Below are 19553 nucleotides of genomic sequence, written 5' to 3'. Positions count from 1 at the left end.
GTGAAATGACAACCTGCACGAACATGGACGTTTCGCGGCCTAGCATGGGTGATGGCCTGATGGGAAGCCCCCCGGCCAGTGTCTAGGAGCGCTTAGGACGTCGCAGAGCATGAGCACCAAATTGGTCCAGAAGCTCGATCGCGTGGTCATTCGTTTCGCCGGGGACTCCGGCGACGGCATGCAGTTGACCGGCGATCGGTTCACCTCTCAGACAGCGTTGCTCGGCAACGACCTGTCGACCCTCCCGAACTTCCCGGCGGAGATCCGCGCACCTCAGGGCACCTTGCCCGGTGTGTCGAGCTTCCAGCTGCACTTCGCCGACCACCATGTCCTGACACCGGGCGATCGACCCGACGTCCTCGTGGCGATGAACCCGGCCGCCCTCAAGGCGAACCTCCGGGACCTGCCGCGCGGCGCCACGGTGATCATCAACACGGACGAGTTCACCAAGCGAAACCTCGCGAAGGTCGGCTACGCGGCGAACCCGCTCGAGGACGGCTCGCTGGAGAGCTACCACGTGCACCCGGTTGCCCTGACGTCGATCACGGTCGACGCGTTGGCCGCCTACACGGACCTGACCCGCAAGGAGAAGGAGCGGGCGAAGAACATGTTCGCCCTCGGCCTCCTGTCCTGGCTCTACACCCGCCCCCTCGAGGGCACCGAAGGCTTCCTCAAGGCCAAGTTCGCGTCCCGCCCGGCGATCCTCGATGCGAACCTCGCCGCGCTGCACGCCGGGTTCCACTACGGGGAGACCACAGAGGACTTCTCCGTGTCCTACGAGGTGGCTCCCGCACCGATGGAGGCGGGCACCTACCGCAACATCACGGGCAACGTCTCCCTGTCGCTCGGCCTCGTCGCGGCCGCCCACCGCGCCAAGCTGCCGCTCTTCCTCGGGACCTACCCGATCACGCCGGCCACCGACATCCTGCACACCCTCGCGGGCCTCAAGCGCTACGGCGTGGTGACGTTCCAGGCCGAGGACGAGATCGCCGGTGTGGGCTCCGCCCTGGGCGCCTCCTTCGCCGGCGCTCTCGGCGTGACCTCGACGTCCGGCCCCGGGCTCGCGCTCAAGGCCGAGACGATCGGGCTGGCCGTCTCGCTCGAGCTGCCCCTCATCGTCATCGACATCCAGCGCGGCGGGCCCTCGACCGGGCTGCCGACGAAGACCGAGCAGGCCGACCTCCTCCAGGCGCTCTTCGGCCGCAACGGCGAGTCCCCCGTCGCGGTCGTCGCGCCGGCCACGCCCGCCGACTGCTTCGACATGGCGGTCGAGGCGGTGCGCATCGCGACCGTCTATCGCACGCCGGTCCTCATCCTGTCCGACGGCTACCTCGCGAACGGGTCCGAGCCCTGGCGACTGCCGAGGACGAGCGAGCTCCCCGACCTCACGGTCGAGTTCGCGACGGAGCCGAACGACGTCACGGCCGACGGTGAGCCGGTCTTCCACCCGTTCAAGCGTGACCCGCAGACCTTGGCGCGACCGTGGGCGATCCCCGGCACGCCGGGTCTGGAGCACCGCATCGGTGGCATCGAGAAGGCCGACATCACCGGCAACATCTCGTACGACCCGGACAACCACGACAAGATGACGCGCCTGCGTCAGGCGAAGATCAGCGGCATCGCCGACACGATCCCGCCGTTGGCGGTCGACGACCCGACCGGCGACGCCGAGCTGCTCGTCCTCGGCTGGGGCTCGACCTACGGCCCGACCGCTGCGGGTGTCCGGCTCGCCCGGGCCCTCGGCACGTCGGTGGCGCACGCCCACCTGCGTCACCTCAACCCCTTCCCCTCCAACACGGGCGAGGTGCTGCGCCGCTACCGCCGCGTCATCGTGCCCGAGATGAACCTCGGCCAGCTCGCGATGCTGCTCCGCGCCGAGTTCCTCGTCGACATCCAGTCGCACACGGCGGTTCGGGGTCTGCCGTTCCAGGCGAGTGAGATCGCCGACGTCATCGCGCAGGCGGTCCGCCCGTCCGTCGCCGAGAGCATGAAGGAGATGGCCAAGTGAGCATCACGGACCTCGGCATCCCGACCAACGGAAGCCCCGTGATCGGTCACCCGCTGAGCGGTGTGGGGCACGTGCCCCCACTCAGCGAGGGTGAGAAGCTGTCCAAGAAGGACTTCACCTCGGACCAGGAGGTCCGCTGGTGCCCGGGTTGTGGGGACTACGCCATCCTCGCGGCGGTCCAGGGGTTCCTCCCCGAGCTCGGCATCAAGCGCGAGAACATGGTCTTCGTCTCGGGCATCGGCTGCTCCTCCCGCTTCCCGTACTACCTCGACACCTACGGGATGCACTCGATCCACGGCCGCGCCCCGGCCATCGCCACGGGGATCGCGTCCACTCGCGACGACCTCTCGGTCTGGGTGGTGACCGGTGACGGCGACGCCCTGTCGATCGGCGGCAACCACCTGATCCACGCCCTGCGCCGCAACATCAACCTCAAGATCCTGCTGTTCAACAACGAGATCTACGGCCTGACCAAGGGGCAGTACTCCCCCACGTCGCGGAAGGGACAGGTCACCAAGTCGTCACCGTTCGGCTCGCTCGACACGCCGTTCAACCCGGTGTCACTCGCCCTCGGCGCGGAGGCCACCTTCGTGGCGCGGACGCTCGACTCCGACCGCCAGCACCTCAGCTCGGTGCTGCGGGCCGCTGCCGAGCACCGCGGGTCCGCCTTCGTGGAGATCTACCAGAACTGCCCGATCTTCAACGACGGCGCCTTCGACGTCCTCAAGGACCGCACCGAGGCCGAGGGTCGCATCTTCTACCTCAACGACGGCCAGGAGGTCGTGGCCGGGCCCGAGGACGACCAGCGGGTCGTCGTCCGCGACGACCAGGGCGTCATGACGGTCGTGCCCCGCACCGCGGCCGATCCGACCAGGATCGTCGTGCACGACGAGTCGGCGGAGAGCCCAGCCGGCGCGTTCGCGCTCTCCCGGCTCGACTCCCCCGAGCTCTCCACCGTGCCGATGGGGATCTTCCGCAACGTCAGCCGACCCAGCTACGACGACCTGCTCCGGGAGCAGGTGGCCGCCGCCCGCACCGGCGAGATCACCGACGCCGACATCGACGCCCTGCTCGGTGGCAAGGACACGTGGACGGTCAGCGGGTCGGTATGACCCGTGCCTGACGATCACCCCGAGGTGGGCACCCGACAGAGACGGTCGGGTGCCCACCTCGTCGGTGCACCCCTGGGGGAGGTGGGTTTAGGAACCGCGCTGGCCTTTGCCGCCTACGGCATCTGGGGCCTGTTCCCCCTCTACTTCGACGCCCTGAAGCCGGCCAGCGCCTGGGAGATCCTCGCGCACCGCATCCTGTGGACCCTCCTCTTCTGCATCCTGCTCATCGCCGTCACGCGAGACGTCCACTGGGTCAGGCCCGTGCTGCGCCGTCCCAGACTCCTCGCGGGGATCACGGTCGCGGCGGTGCTCATCGCCGCCAACTGGGTGATCTACGTGTCCGTCGTCACCGCCGGGCACACGAGCGAGGCAGCGCTCGGCTACTTCCTCAACCCCCTCGTCACCGTCGCCCTCGGCGTCGTCGTCCTCGGCGAGCGGCTCCGCGTCCTGCAGTGGACCGCCGTGGCGATCGGCCTCGCGGCCGGCGTCTACCTCGCCCTCGCGAGCGGCCGGGTGCCCTACGCCGCGATCGCCCTGGCCATGTCGTTCGGCCTCTACAGCCTGACGAAGAAGAAGGTCGGAGCGTCGCTGCAGGCCGTCCACGGCCTGACCCTCGAGACGCTCATCCTCGCGCCGGCCGCGGTCGCCATCCTCGTGCTCGTGTCGAGCCGCACCGGCCTCGAGTTCGGCAACCACGGCCCGGTGCACACGTGGCTGCTCGTCGGCTCCGGTGTCGCGACCGCCGTGCCCCTGCTCTTCTTCGCCGCCGCGGCTCGGCGCATCCCGCTCGTCAGCATCGGTCTCATCCAGTTCATCACGCCGCTCATGCAGCTCCTCGTCGCCGTCCTGCTGCTCGGCGAGGTGATGTCGCGCGAGCGTTGGATCGGCTTCGGCATCGTGTGGGTGGCGCTCGCCGTCCTGAGCGTCGACTCGGTGCTCGCGCTGCGTCGCGGTCGGCGAGCCGCCGCCGCGATCCCCACGGACGACTACCCCCGCTGACCATCGAAAGAGCAGTTCGTCCCTCCCTCTCGGCGCTGAGTTCCGCGCGTAAGGTCCACAAAGCCGGACGAACTGCTCTTTCGATGGGCGGGGTACGAACTGCTCTTTCGATGGGCGGGGTACGAACTGCTCTTTCGATGGGGCGTGGCACAGTGTCACCGTGACCGGCATCGAGCTGGGGACACCCACCGGACGGCTCGTCATCGCCGCGGCGGTGCTCGGGTCGGGGATGGCCCTGCTCGACGGCACCGTCGTCAACGTCGCTCTGGTCCGGATCGGCGCGGACCTCGACGCGGACCTGGCGGACCTCCAGTGGATCACCAACGGCTACCTCCTCGCCCTGGCCTCCCTGATCCTCCTCGGCGGGTCCCTCGGGGACCGCTTCGGCCGGCGACGGGTCTTCGTCGTCGGGGTCATCTGGTTCGCCCTCGCCTCTCTCGCCTGCGGCATCGCCCAGAGCTCCGGGCAGCTCATCATCGCCCGGGTCCTCCAGGGCGTCGGCGGGGCCTTGCTCACTCCGGGCAGCCTCTCGATCATCCAGTCCGTGTTCCGGCCCGAGGACCGCGCCAAGGCCATCGGCACGTGGTCCGGGCTCGGCGGGATCGCTGCCGCGACCGGCCCCTTCGTCGGCGGGTGGCTCGTCGAGTACGCCTCGTGGCGCTGGGCCTTCCTGCTCAACCTGCCGCTCGCCGCAGCGACCGTGTGGGTCGCCCGCACCTCGGTCCCCGAGACCCGCGACGAGTCGGCCCCGCGCCAGTTCGACGTCGCGGGGGCGCTCCTCGCCAGCGGTTCCCTGGCCCTGCTCACCTACGCCCTGATCCAGCTCGAGACCCTCGGTGCCGGCCTGGCGCTCACCCTCATGCTCCTCGCCCTCGCCGTGGCCGGCGCCTTTGCCTCCGTCGAGGCCCGCAGCCGGCACCCGATGGTCCAGCCATCGCTCTTCACCTCACGCCAGTTCACCGCGGCGAACCTCATGACGATGCTCGTCTACGCGGCGCTCGGGGCGGTCTTCTTCTTCCTCACCCTCCAGCTCCAGACCGTCCTCGGCTACGGTCCACTGCTCGCCGGGCTGGCCACCCTGCCCGTCACGGTGCTGATGCTCCTGCTCGCCGCGAAGGGCGGCGAGCTCGGCGCCCGCATCGGTCCGCGCCTACCCATGGCCGTCGGACCCGCCGTGTGCGCCGTGGGAGCCGGCCTCCTGGCCGGGGTCGGTGCCGGCGACTCCTACTGGACCGCCGTCCTTCCCGGGATCAGCCTCTTCGGTCTGGGTCTCTGTCTCCTCGTCGCACCGCTGACGGCAACCGTGCTGGCCGCGGCACCGGACCGGTCGGCCGGGATCGCCAGCGGGGTCAACAACGCCGTGGCCCGGGCCGGCAGCCTGCTCGCCGTCGCCGCCCTCCCTGCTGTCGTCGGCCTGAGCGGCGCCGACTACCAGCGCCCCGAGGACTTCGACACCGGGTACGGCCGCGCGATGTGGATCTGCAGCGTCCTCCTCGCCGGTGGCGGAATCGTCTCGTGGGCGCTCATCCGCAGCCCCGAGAGGATCCGCCCGCCCGCCTCGTCCACGGCCGGCGGGCCCGGACCACCCACGGAGGTCAGCGGCGCCACGAAGCCAGCCCAGCGGCATACGACACTCGTGGGGTGGTCGTGCGCGGGCGCGGAGGGCTGCCCGGGGCGAGCGGAGGCGAGTGATGTTGGCCACCCCGCCGCTCCCGGCTGGTCAGGGCCCGAGTCCCGCGACCGATAACCTGCCTACGTGTCCACCAGCGTGTACCTCGCCTCATCGGAAGGGCTGTCGGGCAAGTCGGCCGTCGCCCTCGGCATCCTCGACCAGCTGAGCCGACGCGTCGAGCGCGTCGGGATCTTCCGGCCCATCGTCCGCTCGGAGAGCGCAGCCAGCGACCACGTGCTCGACCTGCTCCTCTCGCGCCTCGACACCGGCCTCACCGCCGAGGTGGCCTCCGGCGTGGGCTACGAGGACGTCCACACCGATCCCGACGGGGCGATGTCCACCATCGTGGACCGTTTCCACGCCGTGGCCGAGCAGTTCGACGCGATGCTCGTCATCGGCTCCGACTACACCGACGTCACCTCACCGACCGAGTTCTCCTACAACGCGCGGATCGCCGCCAACCTCGACGCGGCGATGGTCCTCGTCATCTCGAGCAAGGGCCGGACACCCGAACAGGTCCGCGTCGCAGCCGAGATCGCCGCCGACGAGGCCCGGGCCCACCACGCACACGTCCTCGCCATCGTGGCCAACCGAGCCGTGCCCGACGCGGTCCCGGCCACCCGCGCAGCGCTGGCCGAAGCGTTCGCCGACACAGTGGCATACGTCATCCCGAGTGCGCCGGTGCTCGAGTCGCCGACGGTGCGTGACCTGCTCACGGCTGTCAACGGCACCCACCTCTACGGCGACGACGAGCTGCTCGACCGCGAGTCCCTCGGCCTCGTGGTGGCGGCCATGACCCTGCCCAACGTGCTCGACCGGATCTTCGAGGGCTGCGTCGCCGTCGCCCCCGCCGACCGCGGCGACGTGCTGCTCGGCCTCCTGCTCGCCCACCGGTCCCAGACCCTCCCCACCCCGTCCGGGATCGTCCTCAACGGCGGCTTCGACCTGCCCGCCCCCATCACGACCCTCGTGGAGGGCCTCGAGGTCCACGTGCCGGTGATCAGCTGCGCCACGGGCACGATGCAGACCGCGGCCACGCTCTCCGCCGTCGTGCCGCGGATGACCCGCTCGGCAACCCGCAAGATCGAGACGGCGCTCAGCCTCTTCGACGAGCACGTCGACGGCGCCGAGCTGCTCGACCGGCTCAAGGTCGTCCCCAGCCATGTCGTGACGCCCCTCATGTTCGAGCACCAGCTCCTCGACCGGGCCCGGGCCGCCGACAAGCACATCGTCCTGCCGGAGGGCGAGGAGGACCGGATCCTCCGCGCCGCCGACCAGCTGCTCCGCCGCCGCGTCGTCCGCCTCACCCTGCTCGGCGACCCCGGAGCGATCCGCCGACGCGCCGCGCAGCTGGGGCTCGACCTCGAGGGCGCCACCCTGCTCGACCCCCACGACGACGAGCTCCGTGGCCGCTTCGCCGAGGAGTACGCCACGCTGCGCGCCCACAAGGGCGTCACCATCGACCAGGCGCGCGACATCGTCGTGGACCCGAGCTACTTCGGGACGATGATGGTCCGCGACGGACTCGCCGACGGCATGGTCTCCGGGGCGATCCACACGACGGCCCACACGATCCGGCCGGCGCTCGAGGTGGTCAAGACGACGCCCGACATCAAGACCGTCTCGTCCGTGTTCCTCATGTCGCTCGCGGACCGGGTCCTCGTCTATGGCGACTGCGCCGTCATCCCGGACCCGACGGCGGAGCAGCTCGCGGACATCGCGATCTCCTCGGCCGCGACCGCCGTCCAGTTCGGCATCGAGCCCCGGGTGGCCATGCTGTCCTACTCGACAGGCGGTTCCGGGACCGGCGCGGACGTCGACAAGGTGCGCACCGCCACCGAGCTCGTCCGGTCACGCGCGCCGCAGCTCTCGGTCGAGGGGCCGATCCAGTACGACGCCGCCGTCGACGCCGCGGTGGCCGCCGCCAAGCTCAAGGACAGCCCGGTGGCTGGCCGGGCCACGGTCTTCGTCTTCCCCGACCTCAACACCGGCAACAACACCTACAAGGCCGTCCAGCGGACCTCGGGAGCGGTCGCCATCGGCCCCGTGCTCCAGGGCCTCAACAAGCCGGTCAACGACCTCTCCCGAGGAGCCCTCGTGCGGGACATCGTCAACACCATCGCCATCACGGCCATCCAGGCCGAGGCCCTCTCGTGAGCCGGCTCGTCCTCGTCGTCAACGCCGGGTCCTCCTCGCTCAAGTACGACCTCATCGACGTCGACGCGGCCGAGTCCCGGGCGAGTGGTCTCGTCGAACGGATCGGCGAGCCGACCTCACGGGCCAAGCACTCGGTCGACGGCACCGACCACCGCACCGAGGGTCGGTGCGCCGACCACGGCGCAGCCTTCGAGCTGCTCCTCGCCGCCTTCCGGGAGCACGGGCCCGATCTCGGCGGCCTGGAGCTGGCGGCGGTGGGGCACCGCGTCGTCCACGGTGGCGCCCAGTTCAGCGCGCCGACGCGGATCGACGACGAGGTCGAGGCGACGATCGAGCGGCTCATCCCGCTCGCCCCCCTCCACAACCCGGCCAACCTCGAAGGCATCCGGGTCGCCCGCGCCCACTTCCCCGACGTGCCGCAGGTCGCCGTCTTCGACACGGCCTTCCACCAGACGCTTCCGCCGCACGCGTACACTTATGCCGTCAGCCGCGCCTGGCGGGACGAGCACCGGGTGCGCCGCTACGGCTTCCACGGCACCTCCCACGCCTACGTCTCCCGGCGGGCGGCCGAGCTGCTCGGCCTGCCGGTGGAGGCCGCCAACGTCATCGTGCTCCATCTCGGCAACGGCGCCAGCGCGACCGCGGTGGCAGGCGGGCGCAGCGTCGACACGTCGATGGGCCTGTCGCCGCTCGAGGGCCTGGTGATGGGGACCCGGCCGGGCGACCTCGACCCGTCGCTGCCGGCGCACCTGGCGCGAGCCGGCGTCTCGTTGGAGGAGTACGACCGCGCGCTCAACAAGGAGAGCGGTCTCAAGGGGCTGACCGGGAGCAACGACTTCCGCGAGCTCGAGGACCGGGTGGCCGCTGGCGACGCCGACGCGCGCCTCGCGTTCGACGTCGTGGCCCACCGCCTGCGCAAGTACATCGGGGCGTATGCCGCTGTGCTCGGTCGCGTCGATGCCGTGGCCTTCACCGCGGGCGTGGGTGAGCACAGCCCGATGCTCCGGGCGGCCGCACTCGACGGCCTCGGCGACCTGCTCGGCATCGAGGTCGACGCGGCCGCCAACGACGCCGCGACGTCCGGTGAGCACCGCATCTCCACCGCGTCGAGCCGGGTCGCCGTGCTCGTCCTCCCGACGCAGGAGGAGCTCGAGATCGCTCGCGAGGCTGCGGGGGTCGCCACTGGAGCATGATGGGGGCATGAGCGACCAGCACGGCACGGAGTACCGGACCGAGCACGACTCGATGGGCGAGGTGCAGGTCCCCGCAGCCGCTCTCTACGGCGCGCAGACGGCACGCGCTGTCGAGAACTTCCCGATCAGCGGTCAGCCGGTGCCGGCGGGTGTGGTCCACGCCCTCGCCCGGCTCAAGGCTGCGGCCGCCGAGGTGAACGCCGAGCTTGGCGTCCTCGACGCCGAGCGCGCTCGCGCGATCGCAGCTGCCGCCGAGGCGGTCGCCGCGGGACGGCACGACGACCACTTCCCCATCGACGTCTTCCAGACCGGTTCGGGGACGTCGACCAACATGAACGTCAACGAGGTCGTCGCGCGGCTGGCGAGCACCGCGGGTGGTGAGGGCGCGCTGGCGGTCCACCCCAACGACCACGTCAACTACGGACAGTCGAGCAATGACGCCTTCCCCTCCGCCCTGCGGATCGCCGCCACCCTCGCGGCCCGGGACGACCTCGTCCCTGCCCTGACCCACCTCGCGGCCGCCCTCGGCCGCAAGGAGGCGGAGTTCGCCGACGTCGTCAAGGCCGGCCGCACGCACCTCATGGACGCCGTGCCCGTGACCCTGGGACAGGAGTTCGGCGGCTACCGGCGCCAGGTCGAGCTCGGAACCGAGCGCGTCAGCCATGCGGCCGAGGCCACCGCGGAGCTGCCCCTCGGCGGCACCGCGGCCGGCACGGGCCTCAACGCTGCGCCCGGCTTCGCTGCGGCGGTCATCGACCGGCTGTCGACGGCCACCGGACACTCGTTCCGCGAGGCGGAGAACCACTTCGAGGCGCAGTCCGCCCAGGACGCCGTCGTCGAGCTGTCCGGCGCACTCAAGGTGGTGGCGGTCAGCCTGACCAAGATCTGCAACGACCTGCGGTGGATGTCCTCGGGTCCGCGCACCGGCCTCGGCGAGATCCACCTCCCCGACCTCCAGCCCGGGTCGAGCATCATGCCCGGCAAGGTCAACCCGGTCATCCCCGAGGCCACCCTGATGGCCTGCGCCCAGGTCATCGGCAACGACGTGACGATCACGACGGCCGGCGCGGCCGGCAACTTCGAGCTCAACGTCATGCTCCCGGTGCTGGCCAAGAACGTCCTCGAGTCGATCCGCCTGCTCGCGGCGACGAGCCGGCTGCTGGCCGACCGCTGCGTCGACGGGATCACCGCCGACGTGGAGCACGCGCGGACCCTCGCGGAGAGCTCACCGTCGATCGTGACGCCGCTCAACCGCTTCATCGGCTACGAGGCCGCAGCCGCCGTGGTGAAGCGGGCGGTCAAGGAGCGCAAGACGATTCGTGAGGTCGTGATCGAGGACGGGCACGTCCGGGAGGGTCGCTTGTCCGAGGCCCAGCTCGACGAGGCCCTCGACGTCCTCGCGATGACGCGGCCTCCGACCTCCTGACCACACCCATCGAAAGAGCACTTCGTACCTCATCGAAAGAGCACTTCGTACCCCTCATCGACGAGCACGTCATCCCTTGATCGAAAGAGCAGTTTGTTCCCCTCTCCTCCGCTCGGGACGTGCCGAGAGTGAGGGACGAACTGCTCTTTCGATCAGGGGCCGAGGACCCGGTCGAGGTACGGGTTGGCGAACCGCCGGTCGGGGTCGACCCGGTCACGGACGGTGCGGAACTCCTCGAAGCGGGGCAGGGCGGCACGGAAGAAGTCGGCGCCGCGCGAGTGCAGCTTGCCCCAGTGCGGGCGGCCGCCGTGGTCCATCGCGATCGCCTCGAACGCCCTGAAATAGGCGCCCTCGGCCTGCCGGTGGTATCGGTGGACGGCCACGTAGCAGCTCTCACGCTCGTAGGCGGTGGAGAGCCAGACGTCATCCGCCGCCGCCACCCGACACTCGACCGGGAAGGAGATCAGGTCGTCGTGGGTCTCGACCCAGGACCGGAGCTCACGCAGGACGTCACCGAGCACGTGCCGGGGGAAGGCCCACTCCGCCTCCATGAAGCGCACGTCGCGGTCGCTGATGAAGACCCGGTGCGAGGCGTCGACGTACTCACGCGCCGTCAGGGCCCGCGCCGCCACGGCGTTCACCGGCTTGGTGGTACGCGGCACCTTGGTGACGAATCGGTTGAGCAGCTCGTAGGCGCGGTTGCTCAGCAGCTCGTCGTCGACGTAGGCCCGCCAGCGGGACAGCGGCTGAGCAGTGGCTCCGGAACCGACCCGGTTGTTCCGCTTCGTGAGGGCCCGGTCCGTGTGGGGATACCAGTAGAACTCGAAATGGTCGTTGGCCTCGACCTCCTCGTCGAACGCCTCGAGCACGCCGGCGAGCGGTTCCGGCCGTTCGACTGCGTGCAGCAGAAAGGCAGGGACGACGGCGAGGGTCACCTCGGTGATGACCCCCAGTGCCCCGAGGCCGAGGCGGGCCGCCTGGAAGAGGTCCGGCTCCCGGTGGGGTCCGCAGTCGACGACGGACCCGTCGGCGAGGACGATACGCAGGCCCCGGACCCCGGCGGAGAGTCCCGTGAGGCGTAGGCCGGTGCCGTGCGTCCCCGTGCCGAGCGCGCCGGAGATCGTCTGGCGGTCGACGTCGCCGAGGTTGGGCAGGGCGAGGCCGAGCTGGGCGAGCTCGGCATTGAGGACGCGCAACGGGGTGCCTGCGCGGACGGTGGCCTCGCCCCGGGTCGCGTCGATCGTCGTGACTCCGGTGAGTCCACCGAGCCTCAGCTGAACGCCGTCGGTGACGGCCACGCCGGTGAACGAGTGGCCGGCACCGATCGCCTTGACGCGCAGACCTCGGTGGGCGGCGCGGACCACCTCCTCCGCCACCTCCTCCTCCGAGCGTGGGGTCGCGATCCGGCTCAGCAGGGTCGACTCGGTCCCGGCCCAGTTGGACCACTCGATGCCGCGGACGATCTCCTTCTCTGTGTCAGCCAAAGCTCTGTCCTTCCCCACGGTAGGTCGCGGCGTGGCCGACGACCTCGTCGCCGTCGACGAGCGCCAGGTGGGTGAACCGCTCAGCGAGCTCGCCCGCTTTGGCGTGGCGGAACCAGATCCGATCCCCGAGCTCGACCCGGGCCGCGGCCCGTCCACGGAGCGGCGTCTGGACCTCGCCGGCGCCCTCGGCGCGCAGCAGCTGCAGCCCCTGCTCCGGAAGCGGTTGGGGCAGGCGGGAGCCACCGACCGGTCCCGAGGCCACGTAGCCACCGGAGTACACCGTGACGACGTCGTCGGCCGGTCGCCGCACCACGGGGCATGCGAAGAAGGCTGCGGGCTCGAGGCCCAGGCCGTCGTAGCCGTCGAAGAGCGTCGGGGCATAGAGGCCGGAGCCGGCCGCCAGCTCCGTCAGCGCGGGGTCGAGACCGGTGACGTGAAGGCTCCCCGTGCCGCCGCCGTTGACGAACTCGACGTCGGCGAGCTGCCGGACCAGATCCGTGATCTCCGCGCGGCGTGGACTCAGCTGCGCGTCGGAGCGGGACTTCACCCGACGCACGACCGGCGAGGAGTCGGGCAGCCCGGCAATCTGCGCGTCGTAGAACATCAGGCCGACCACGGCGAGACCGTGCTCCTGCGCGCGGCGGACGACCGCCTCGACCTGCTCCGGCGCGCGCAGCGGCGAGCGACGAACCCCGAGGTGTGCGGGACCGACCCGGAGCGAGGCGTCGACATCGACCGCCACCCGCAGCCCGCGGGGGTCCCCGACTCCCTTGGCAATCAGGTCGACGCCTTCGACGCTGTCCACCATGACGCACACGGCGCCCCGCAGTCCGGGCTCCGAGGCGAGCTCCCCGAGGGCGAGGAGGTCCACGCTCGGATAGGCGACCAGCAGGTTGGTTAAGCCTTCACGGGCCCACCACAGGGCCTCGCGGAGGGAGTAGCACATGAGCCCCTCGAAACCCGGCACGCCCAGGGCCCGCTCGATGAGCGGCCGACTGCGTAGAGACTTCGTCGCCACGCGGATCGGCTTGCCGTTCGCCCGGGCTACGAGCGCCTCGGCGTTCCGGTCGAAGGCCCTCAGGTCGACCACTGCCAATGGGGCCGGCAGGCGGCGCGTCGCACGGGACAGCCGCTGGGCGACCGGTGCCTGCGCAGGGCGACGGCTCATGTCCGCACCCTAACCGAGGCTCAGCCCACGCGCTCCACGACGGAGAGAGCCAGAGTCTGGAGAGCAGTCTTTGCCGGAGTTTCCGGCAGCGGGTCGAGCAGCGCCTGGGCCTCCCTGGCCACCCCGTAGGTCTCCGCCCGGGCCGCCTCGAGGGCCGGGTGCTGCCGGAGCAGCGTGAGAGCCTCCGACACGGCTGCCTCGTCGCCGGACAGGTCTGAGTGCAGCAGCTCGAGCAGGCGCTCGTCCGCGGGGTCGGTCGACGCCTTGGCGCGCAGCACGGCGAGCGTGTCCACGCCTTCACGCAGATCGGTGCCGGGTGTCTTTCCGCTTGCCTCCGAGTCCGAGGCGATGTCGATGAGGTCGTCGGCGAGCTGGAAGGTCATGCCCACCTTCTCCCCGTAGGACCGCATCGTCTCGACGAGCTCCGGCGAGCCACCTGAGAACATCGCGCCGTAGCGGCAGGCCGTGGCTGTCAGGGATCCGGTCTTGTCGGCGAGCACCCCGAGGTAGTAGTCGATGGGGTCGACGTCCGGAGGACACGGACGGTCGTCCCGGATCTGGCCGGAACAGAGCCGGACGAACGTCTGGGCCTGGATCAGCACCGCCTCGGCACCGAGACCGGCGATGAGCTCAGAGGCCTTCCCGAACAGGAGGTCACCGACGAGGATCGCGGTCGAGTTGTCGTAGACGGCATTGGCGGACGGGACCCCCCGCCGCACCTCCGCCTCGTCCATGACGTCGTCGTGGTAGAGCGACGCGAGATGGGTCAGCTCCACCCCGGCGGCGGCCCGCACCACGTCGTCGGTCACGCCCTCCCCGAGCTCGGCCGAGAGGAGCGTCAGCAGCGGCCGGAACCGCTTGCCCCCCGCCTGGGCGAGGTGGGACGAGGCCGCCGCGATGAACGGGTCCTCGTGGTCGACGACCGTCCGCAGGAGGGCGTCGACCCGGGCGAGCCCGTCCTGCAGGTGGGCCATCAGCTCCGGCGTGGCGCCGGGGAGGCTGAGGACCGGCGGCGTGGAATGCGTCGTCATGGGCTTCCTGGATGTGGGGGTTCGGTGACCGCGGTCGGTCAGCGGACGAACTGGGAGGCCCGGTCGGCGAGGTCGAGCAGTGCCGAGGGAAGGACGCCGAGCGCCAACGTGATCATCGTGCCGACCGCAATGGCGAACGTCGTACCGACCGAGGGGGTCACCACGGCGACCGGGCCGGAGCCCACGGCTCCCGGGGTTCCGGTGGCGGTGGAGTCGCTGGGCGGGTCGCTGAAGAACATGAGGACGATGACGCGCGCGTAGACGAACACGGTGATCGCCGAGCACACGACACCGACGACGGCGAGCACGGTACCCGTCGCCCCGCCCGTCCCGATCGCGGCCGAGAACACCGCGAACTTCGACACGAAGCCCGACGTCAGCGGGATACCGGCGAACGCCAGCATGAGGAAGGCGAACGCCGCCGCGACGACCGGGTGTCGCTTGCCCAGTCCCGCCCACTGGGAGAGGTGCGTGGCCTCGGTGCCGTTCTGCCGCACCAGGTTGACGATCCCGAACGCTGCGATCGTCGCGAAACCATAGGCGACCAGGTAGAAGAGCACCGCGCTGATGCCCTTGCGGTCGAAGGCGAGGACGCCGACGAGGATGAACCCGGCGTGCGCGATCGAGGAGTAGGCAAGCAGCCGCTTGATGTCGGTCTGGGTGACCGACAGGACGGCGCCGACGACCATGGTGAGAAAGGCGATGATCACCACGGCGTTGGTCCACTCCCAGCGGGCCGTGTCGAGACCGACGTATGCCAGCCGGAGGATCGCACCGAACGCGGCAGCCTTGGTGGCTGCCGCCATGAAGCCGGTGACCGGCGTCGGGGCACCTTGGTAGACGTCCGGCGTCCACGCGTGGAACGGGACCGCGCCGACCTTGAACAAGAGCCCGACGAGGACGAGGAACGCACCGGGTACGAGAAGCCCGTTGAGCGCCAGAGGACCTGAGGCGATCGCTGCACTGATGTCGGCGAAGTACACCGACCCCGCGTAGCCGTAGAGCAGGGCTGTGCCGAAGAGGAAGAAGGCCGAGCTGAACGCCCCGAGGAGGAAGTACTTGAGCGAGGCCTCCTGGGAGAGCAGCCGACGCCGGCGGGCCAGCCCGGTGAGGATGTAGAGCGGGAGGGAGAGGACTTCGAGGGCGACGAACATCCCGATGAGGTCGTTGGCGGTCGGGAAGAGCATCATCCCGGCGACCGCGAACAGCGTCAGCGGGAACACCTCGGTCGTCACAGCTCCCGCCCGGGTGGCCGCGCTCTCCACGGTCGAACCGGGGGTCGAGGCGCCGCTCGGGGTGAACGCGTCGGGGCCGACGCCCCCCAGTCTCTCCGACATCGTCAGCACGCCCAGGACACCCATGAGGACGAGGGCACCCTGCATGAAGAGCGCCGGCCCGTCGACCGTCAGGGCGAAGAGGTGCCGGCCGCCATCGCCGGCGAGGCCCATCGTGTAGCCCTGGTGGTCGACGGCCACGACCACGGCGGCGAACGCAGCGAGCAGAGCGACGACGGCCAGGGTGGTCTGCACGACGTGCCGGCGCTCACGCGGGGCGAACGCCTCGATGAGCACTCCGATGATGGCCGCACCGAAGACGATGAGCAGCGGCAGGATGGCGAGATAGTCCACCTGGGCCGGCTCGAACGCCGTGGACACCATGGGGAAAGACGCGGACGGCGCCGTGAGCGCAGCGACGGCGGTCACTTCGAGCTCCCTTCAGCCGCGGTGCCTGCCGCGGGGGGTGACGTATCGGCGGTCGAGACGTGCGACAGCGACGTGTCGACGGCCGGGTTGATGACGTCCAGGGCGAGGTTCGGGTAGAAACCGAGGACGAGGAAGGCGGCGATGAGCGGGGCAGCCACGAGCTTCTCGCGCAGGGTCAGGTCGGCGATGACCGTGCCGCCCGAGGACCGCCGCCAGCGCTCGTCGACCGCAGCAGGGTCGACCGCCAGCGACTCCGGCTTCGGACCGGTCATGACCCGCTTGTACATCAGCAGCATGTAGAGGGCCGCGAGGATGATCCCGGCCGTGGCGAGCACGGCCGCCACCGGTTGCGTCGGGAAGGTGCCGACGTAGACGAGGAACTCCGAGACGAAGCTCGCCAGCCCGGGCAGTGCCAGGCCGGAGAGGCTGGCGACGAGGAAGATCCCCGCCAAGCCAGGCGTGACGCGCTGCCACCCGCCGTAGTCGGCGATCCGCTTGCTCCCACCGCGCCGGATCAGCATCGCGGCGAAGAGGAACAGCGCCGCGGTCGAGAAGCCGTGGTTGAGCATGTAGAGCGAAGACCCTGCGCCACCGACGTTCGTGAAGGCGAAGATCCCGAGCACGATGAAGCCGAAGTGGCTGACCGAGGTGTACGAGATCAGGCGCATCATGTCGGTCTGACCGATGGCGAGCAACGCTCCGTAGAGCACGGAGACCACGGCCAGCACGATGACGACGGGAGTCGCCCACTCGCTCGCCCCCGGGAAGAGCTGGAGGCAGAAGCGGATCATGCCGTAGGTGCCGACCTTGTCGAGGACCCCGACGAGAAGGGTCGCGGTGGCCGGTGTCGCCTCGGTCGCCGCGTCGGGCAGCCACGTGTGAACCGGCACCATGGGTGCCTTCACGGCGAAGGCGATGAAGAAGCCGACGAACAGCAGCCGCTCCGTCGTCGGGTCGAGCTCGAGCCCGGTGAGGTTCGAGATGAGGAACCCGTCCGCCCCGCCGGGACCCTGCAGGTACACGGCGATCACGGCGACGAGCATGATGAGCCCGCCCGCCAGGGAGAAGAGCAGGAACTTCATCGCTGCGTACTGCCGCCGCTGGCCACCGAAACGGCCGATGAGGAAGTACACGGGGATGAGCATCGCCTCGAAGAAGACGTAGAAGAGGAACACGTCCGTCGCGGCGAACACCCCGACCATGAACGTCTCGAGGGAGAGGATCAGCGCGAAGTAGGCCTTGACCCGCCGAGCTCCCCCGGCGTCCGACTCCTCCGGCACGTCGTGCCAGGCCGCGAGGAGACAGATCGGGGTGAGGACGAGCGCCATGAGGATGAGGACGAGCGCGATGCCGTCGACCCCCAGGGCGTAGCTGACGCCGAACTGTGGGATCCACGCGACCTGCTCACCGAGCTGGAACTGCTTCGGCGACGCACTGTCGTACTGGAGTGCGGCCGCGATCCCGACGACGAGCGTGAGCAGCGAGGTGCCGAGCGCGATGCGCTTCGCAGTCTCGACGGTCCCCGGCGCGAAGGCCACGACCAGCGACCCGATGAGGGGCAGGAGGACGAGGATGGTCAGCCACGGGATGCTGGACATCGCAGTGGTTTCGTTCATCAGGAGATCACCCACAGTGCACCGAGGATGGCGACGACACCGGTGAGCATCGTCAGGGCATAGGAGCGCGCGAAGCCGTTCTGGATCCTGCGCAGGCGCGACGACGTGCCGCCGACCAGCGCGGCGAGTCCTCCGGCACCCCCGTCGACGCCCTTGCCGTCCACGAAGACGAGCGAGCGGGTCAGGTGGATACCGGGCCGCATGAGGAGGGCCTCGTTGACCTGGTCCTGGTAGAGGTCGTTCCGAGCGGCCTGCGTCAGCAGGTTGCCGGCTGGGGCGATGACCGGGACGTCGTCACGCCAGTACTGCATCCAGGCCAGGGCGACACCGCCCGCGACGAGGAGCAGGGTGAGGACCATGATGACGGGCACCGCGAGCACCGGGTGCTCCTCACCGTGCGCACCGGTCACCGGCTCGAGCCAGGTGCTGAACATCCCGGTCGGGCCGATGATCAGGCCGAGGAAGGCCGAGCCGACCGCGAGCACCATCATCGGAACGGTCATGAGCAGGCCGGACTCGTGTGGATGCACGTCGTCGGTCCAGCGCTTCTTGCCGTGGAAGGTCAGGAAGAAGAGGCGGGACATGTAGAAGGCCGTGATGCCGGCCCCGATGAGCGCCGCGCCACCGAAGACCCACGGTCGCCAGCCCTCACCGATGAAGGCGGCCTCGATGATCTTGTCCTTCGACCAGAAGCCGGAGAACGGCGGCACCCCGATGATGGCGAGCCACCCGAGGGCGAAGGTCGCCCAGGTGACCTTCATGAGGCCCGACAACCCGCCGAAGCGCCGCATGTTGACCTGGTCGTTCATGCCGTGCATGACCGAGCCGGCACCGAGGAACATCCCGGCCTTGAAGAAGCCGTGCGTCAGCAGGTGGAAGATCGCGAAGGCGTAGCCGACCGGTCCCAGCCCCGCAGCGAGCATCATGTAGCCGATCTGCGACATGGTCGAGGCGGCCAGCGCCTTCTTGATGTCGTCCTTGGCCGTACCGACGATCGCTCCGAAGAGGAGGGTGATCGCACCCACGACGACGACGGCGAGCTGCGCATTGGGCGACGCCTCGAAGATCGGCCCGGACCGGACGACCAGGTAGACGCCCGCGGTGACCATGGTCGCCGCGTGGATCAGGGCGGACACCGGAGTCGGGCCGGCCATGGCGTCGCCGAGCCAGCTCTGCAGTGGGAACTGTGCCGACTTGCCCGTCGCCCCGAGCAGGAGCATGAGCCCGAGGGCCGTCATGAAGCCTTGGTTGGCCTCGTTCCCGGCCGCCCCGAGGACGGTGCTGAAGTCGACCGCCCCGAACTGGAAGAACATGATCATCACGGCGACGGAGAGCCCGAAGTCACCGACCCGGTTCGCGACGAAGGCCTTGTTGGCCGCGGTCGCGTAGGCAGGGTTCCAGTTCCAGAAACCGATCAGCAGGTAGGACGCGAGCCCGACGCCCTCCCAGCCGACGTAGAGGAGGAGGTAGTTGTCGGCGAGGACGAGCAGGAGCATCGCCGCGACGAAGAGGTTGAGGTAGGCGAAGAAGCGCCGCTTGTCGGGGTCGTGCTCCATGTAGCCCAGGGAGTACACGTGGATGAGCGAGCCGACGAAGGTGATGAGCAGCACGAACGCGATGGACAGCTGGTCCACGAGCAGCGACGCGTCGACGGAGAACGACCCTGCCGTGACGAAGTCGAAGAGCGGCACCGACGCGTGCCGTTCCTCCGCGTCCTGCCCGAGCATCTGGATGAGGACGAGCGCCCCGACGAGGAACGAGCCCCACGACAGGGCCGTCGCGAGGAGCGGACCGAAGCTGTTGGTGCGGCGCCCGCCGAGCAGGAGCACCGCTGCGCCCAGGAGCGGCAGCGCGATGAGCAGCCACGCCACCGAGGTGATCCCGCTGGCCGCGTGCGCCTCGCCGGATTGCGCCGCCAGTCCAGCGGCGTAGCTGCCCGGGGCGGCGAGAAGGTTTCCCATGCCAAGTGACATCGAGTGAGGCT

General features: G+C 70.1%; 13 protein-coding genes. 7 read left to right on the top strand and 6 right to left on the bottom strand.

Annotated features, from left to right (window positions below; translation table 11 throughout):
* Positions 1–109 precede the first annotated feature (109 nt).
* The 7 genes from INTCA_RS03580 to INTCA_RS03550 all read left to right on the top strand — a co-directional run bounded on the left by INTCA_RS03580 (position 110) and on the right by INTCA_RS03550 (position 10567).
* On the top strand, positions 110–2008 hold the full coding sequence (locus INTCA_RS03580) for a 2-oxoacid:acceptor oxidoreductase subunit alpha (RefSeq protein WP_013491573.1): 1899 nt from the start codon (positions 110–112) through the stop codon (positions 2006–2008).
* The gene (locus INTCA_RS03575) at positions 2005–3120 is read left to right on the top strand and encodes a 2-oxoacid:ferredoxin oxidoreductase subunit beta (RefSeq protein ID WP_013491572.1); all 1116 of its coding nucleotides are present in this window, start codon (positions 2005–2007) and stop codon (positions 3118–3120) included. Before INTCA_RS03580 ends, INTCA_RS03575 begins: the two co-directional genes overlap by 4 nt.
* Positions 3121–3201: 81 nt before the next feature.
* Positions 3202–4119: an EamA family transporter RarD gene (gene rarD, locus INTCA_RS03570; RefSeq protein WP_041308360.1), complete on the top strand. Its 918-nt coding sequence runs from the start codon at positions 3202–3204 to the stop codon at positions 4117–4119.
* 160 nt (positions 4120–4279) lie between these two features.
* Entirely contained in the window at positions 4280–5866 is a 1587-nt protein-coding gene (locus INTCA_RS03565) for an MFS transporter (RefSeq protein WP_013491570.1), read from the top strand.
* Positions 5867–5875: 9 nt separating this feature from the next.
* Positions 5876–7948, top strand: coding sequence for a phosphate acetyltransferase (pta, locus tag INTCA_RS03560; protein WP_013491569.1), 2073 nt, complete (start codon positions 5876–5878; stop codon positions 7946–7948).
* The gene (locus INTCA_RS03555) at positions 7945–9141 is read left to right on the top strand and encodes an acetate/propionate family kinase (RefSeq protein ID WP_013491568.1); all 1197 of its coding nucleotides are present in this window, start codon (positions 7945–7947) and stop codon (positions 9139–9141) included. The genes pta and INTCA_RS03555 overlap by 4 nt, the downstream gene beginning before the upstream one ends.
* A gap of 7 nt (positions 9142–9148) precedes the next feature.
* Positions 9149–10567, top strand: coding sequence for a class II fumarate hydratase (locus INTCA_RS03550; RefSeq protein WP_013491567.1), 1419 nt, complete (start codon positions 9149–9151; stop codon positions 10565–10567).
* 152 nt (positions 10568–10719) lie between these two features.
* Here INTCA_RS03550 and INTCA_RS03545 read toward each other — a convergent pair whose 3' ends face one another.
* From INTCA_RS03545 to nuoL, 6 genes are read right to left on the bottom strand one after another with little or no spacing between them, the layout of a single operon-like run.
* Positions 10720–12051, bottom strand: a complete 1332-nt coding sequence (locus tag INTCA_RS03545; RefSeq protein WP_013491566.1) for a D-arabinono-1,4-lactone oxidase — start codon at positions 12049–12051, stop codon at positions 10720–10722.
* Complete coding sequence (locus INTCA_RS20065; protein ID WP_013491565.1) at positions 12044–13219, bottom strand: alanine racemase; 1176 nt, start codon at positions 13217–13219, stop codon at positions 12044–12046. Before INTCA_RS20065 ends, INTCA_RS03545 begins: the two co-directional genes overlap by 8 nt.
* Positions 13220–13239: 20 nt before the next feature.
* Positions 13240–14250 carry a polyprenyl synthetase family protein gene (locus INTCA_RS03535; RefSeq protein ID WP_013491564.1) on the bottom strand — a complete coding sequence of 337 codons (1011 nt, stop codon included), beginning with the start codon at positions 14248–14250 and terminating at the stop codon, positions 13240–13242.
* Between the two features lie 38 nt (positions 14251–14288).
* Positions 14289–15908 carry an NADH-quinone oxidoreductase subunit NuoN gene (gene nuoN, locus INTCA_RS03530; RefSeq protein WP_041308357.1) on the bottom strand — a complete coding sequence of 540 codons (1620 nt, stop codon included), beginning with the start codon at positions 15906–15908 and terminating at the stop codon, positions 14289–14291.
* Positions 15909–15949: 41 nt separating this feature from the next.
* The gene (locus INTCA_RS03525) at positions 15950–17569 is read right to left on the bottom strand and encodes an NADH-quinone oxidoreductase subunit M (protein ID WP_013491562.1); all 1620 of its coding nucleotides are present in this window, start codon (positions 17567–17569) and stop codon (positions 15950–15952) included.
* On the bottom strand, positions 17569–19542 hold the full coding sequence (gene nuoL, locus INTCA_RS03520) for an NADH-quinone oxidoreductase subunit L (protein ID WP_013491561.1): 1974 nt from the start codon (positions 19540–19542) through the stop codon (positions 17569–17571). Before nuoL ends, INTCA_RS03525 begins: the two co-directional genes overlap by 1 nt.
* Positions 19543–19553: the final 11 nt, after the last annotated feature.

The sequence above is a fragment of the Intrasporangium calvum DSM 43043 genome, assembly GCF_000184685.1.
Lineage (GTDB): Bacteria > Actinomycetota > Actinomycetes > Actinomycetales > Dermatophilaceae > Intrasporangium > Intrasporangium calvum.
This window is presented reverse-complemented; position numbering and strand designations above follow the sequence as displayed.

Coding starts and splice junctions, on each gene's coding strand:
- INTCA_RS03580 (WP_013491573.1), top strand. CDS start 110: ATGAGCACCAAATTGGTCCAGAAGCTCGATCGCGTGGTCATTCGTTTC.
- INTCA_RS03550 (WP_013491567.1), top strand. CDS start 9,149: ATGAGCGACCAGCACGGCACGGAGTACCGGACCGAGCACGACTCGATG.
- INTCA_RS20065 (WP_013491565.1), bottom strand. CDS start 13,219: ATGAGCCGTCGCCCTGCGCAGGCACCGGTCGCCCAGCGGCTGTCCCGT.
- INTCA_RS03535 (WP_013491564.1), bottom strand. CDS start 14,250: ATGACGACGCATTCCACGCCGCCGGTCCTCAGCCTCCCCGGCGCCACG.
- nuoN (WP_041308357.1), bottom strand. CDS start 15,908: ATGGTGTCCACGGCGTTCGAGCCGGCCCAGGTGGACTATCTCGCCATC.
- INTCA_RS03525 (WP_013491562.1), bottom strand. CDS start 17,569: ATGAACGAAACCACTGCGATGTCCAGCATCCCGTGGCTGACCATCCTC.
- nuoL (WP_013491561.1), bottom strand. CDS start 19,542: ATGTCACTTGGCATGGGAAACCTTCTCGCCGCCCCGGGCAGCTACGCC.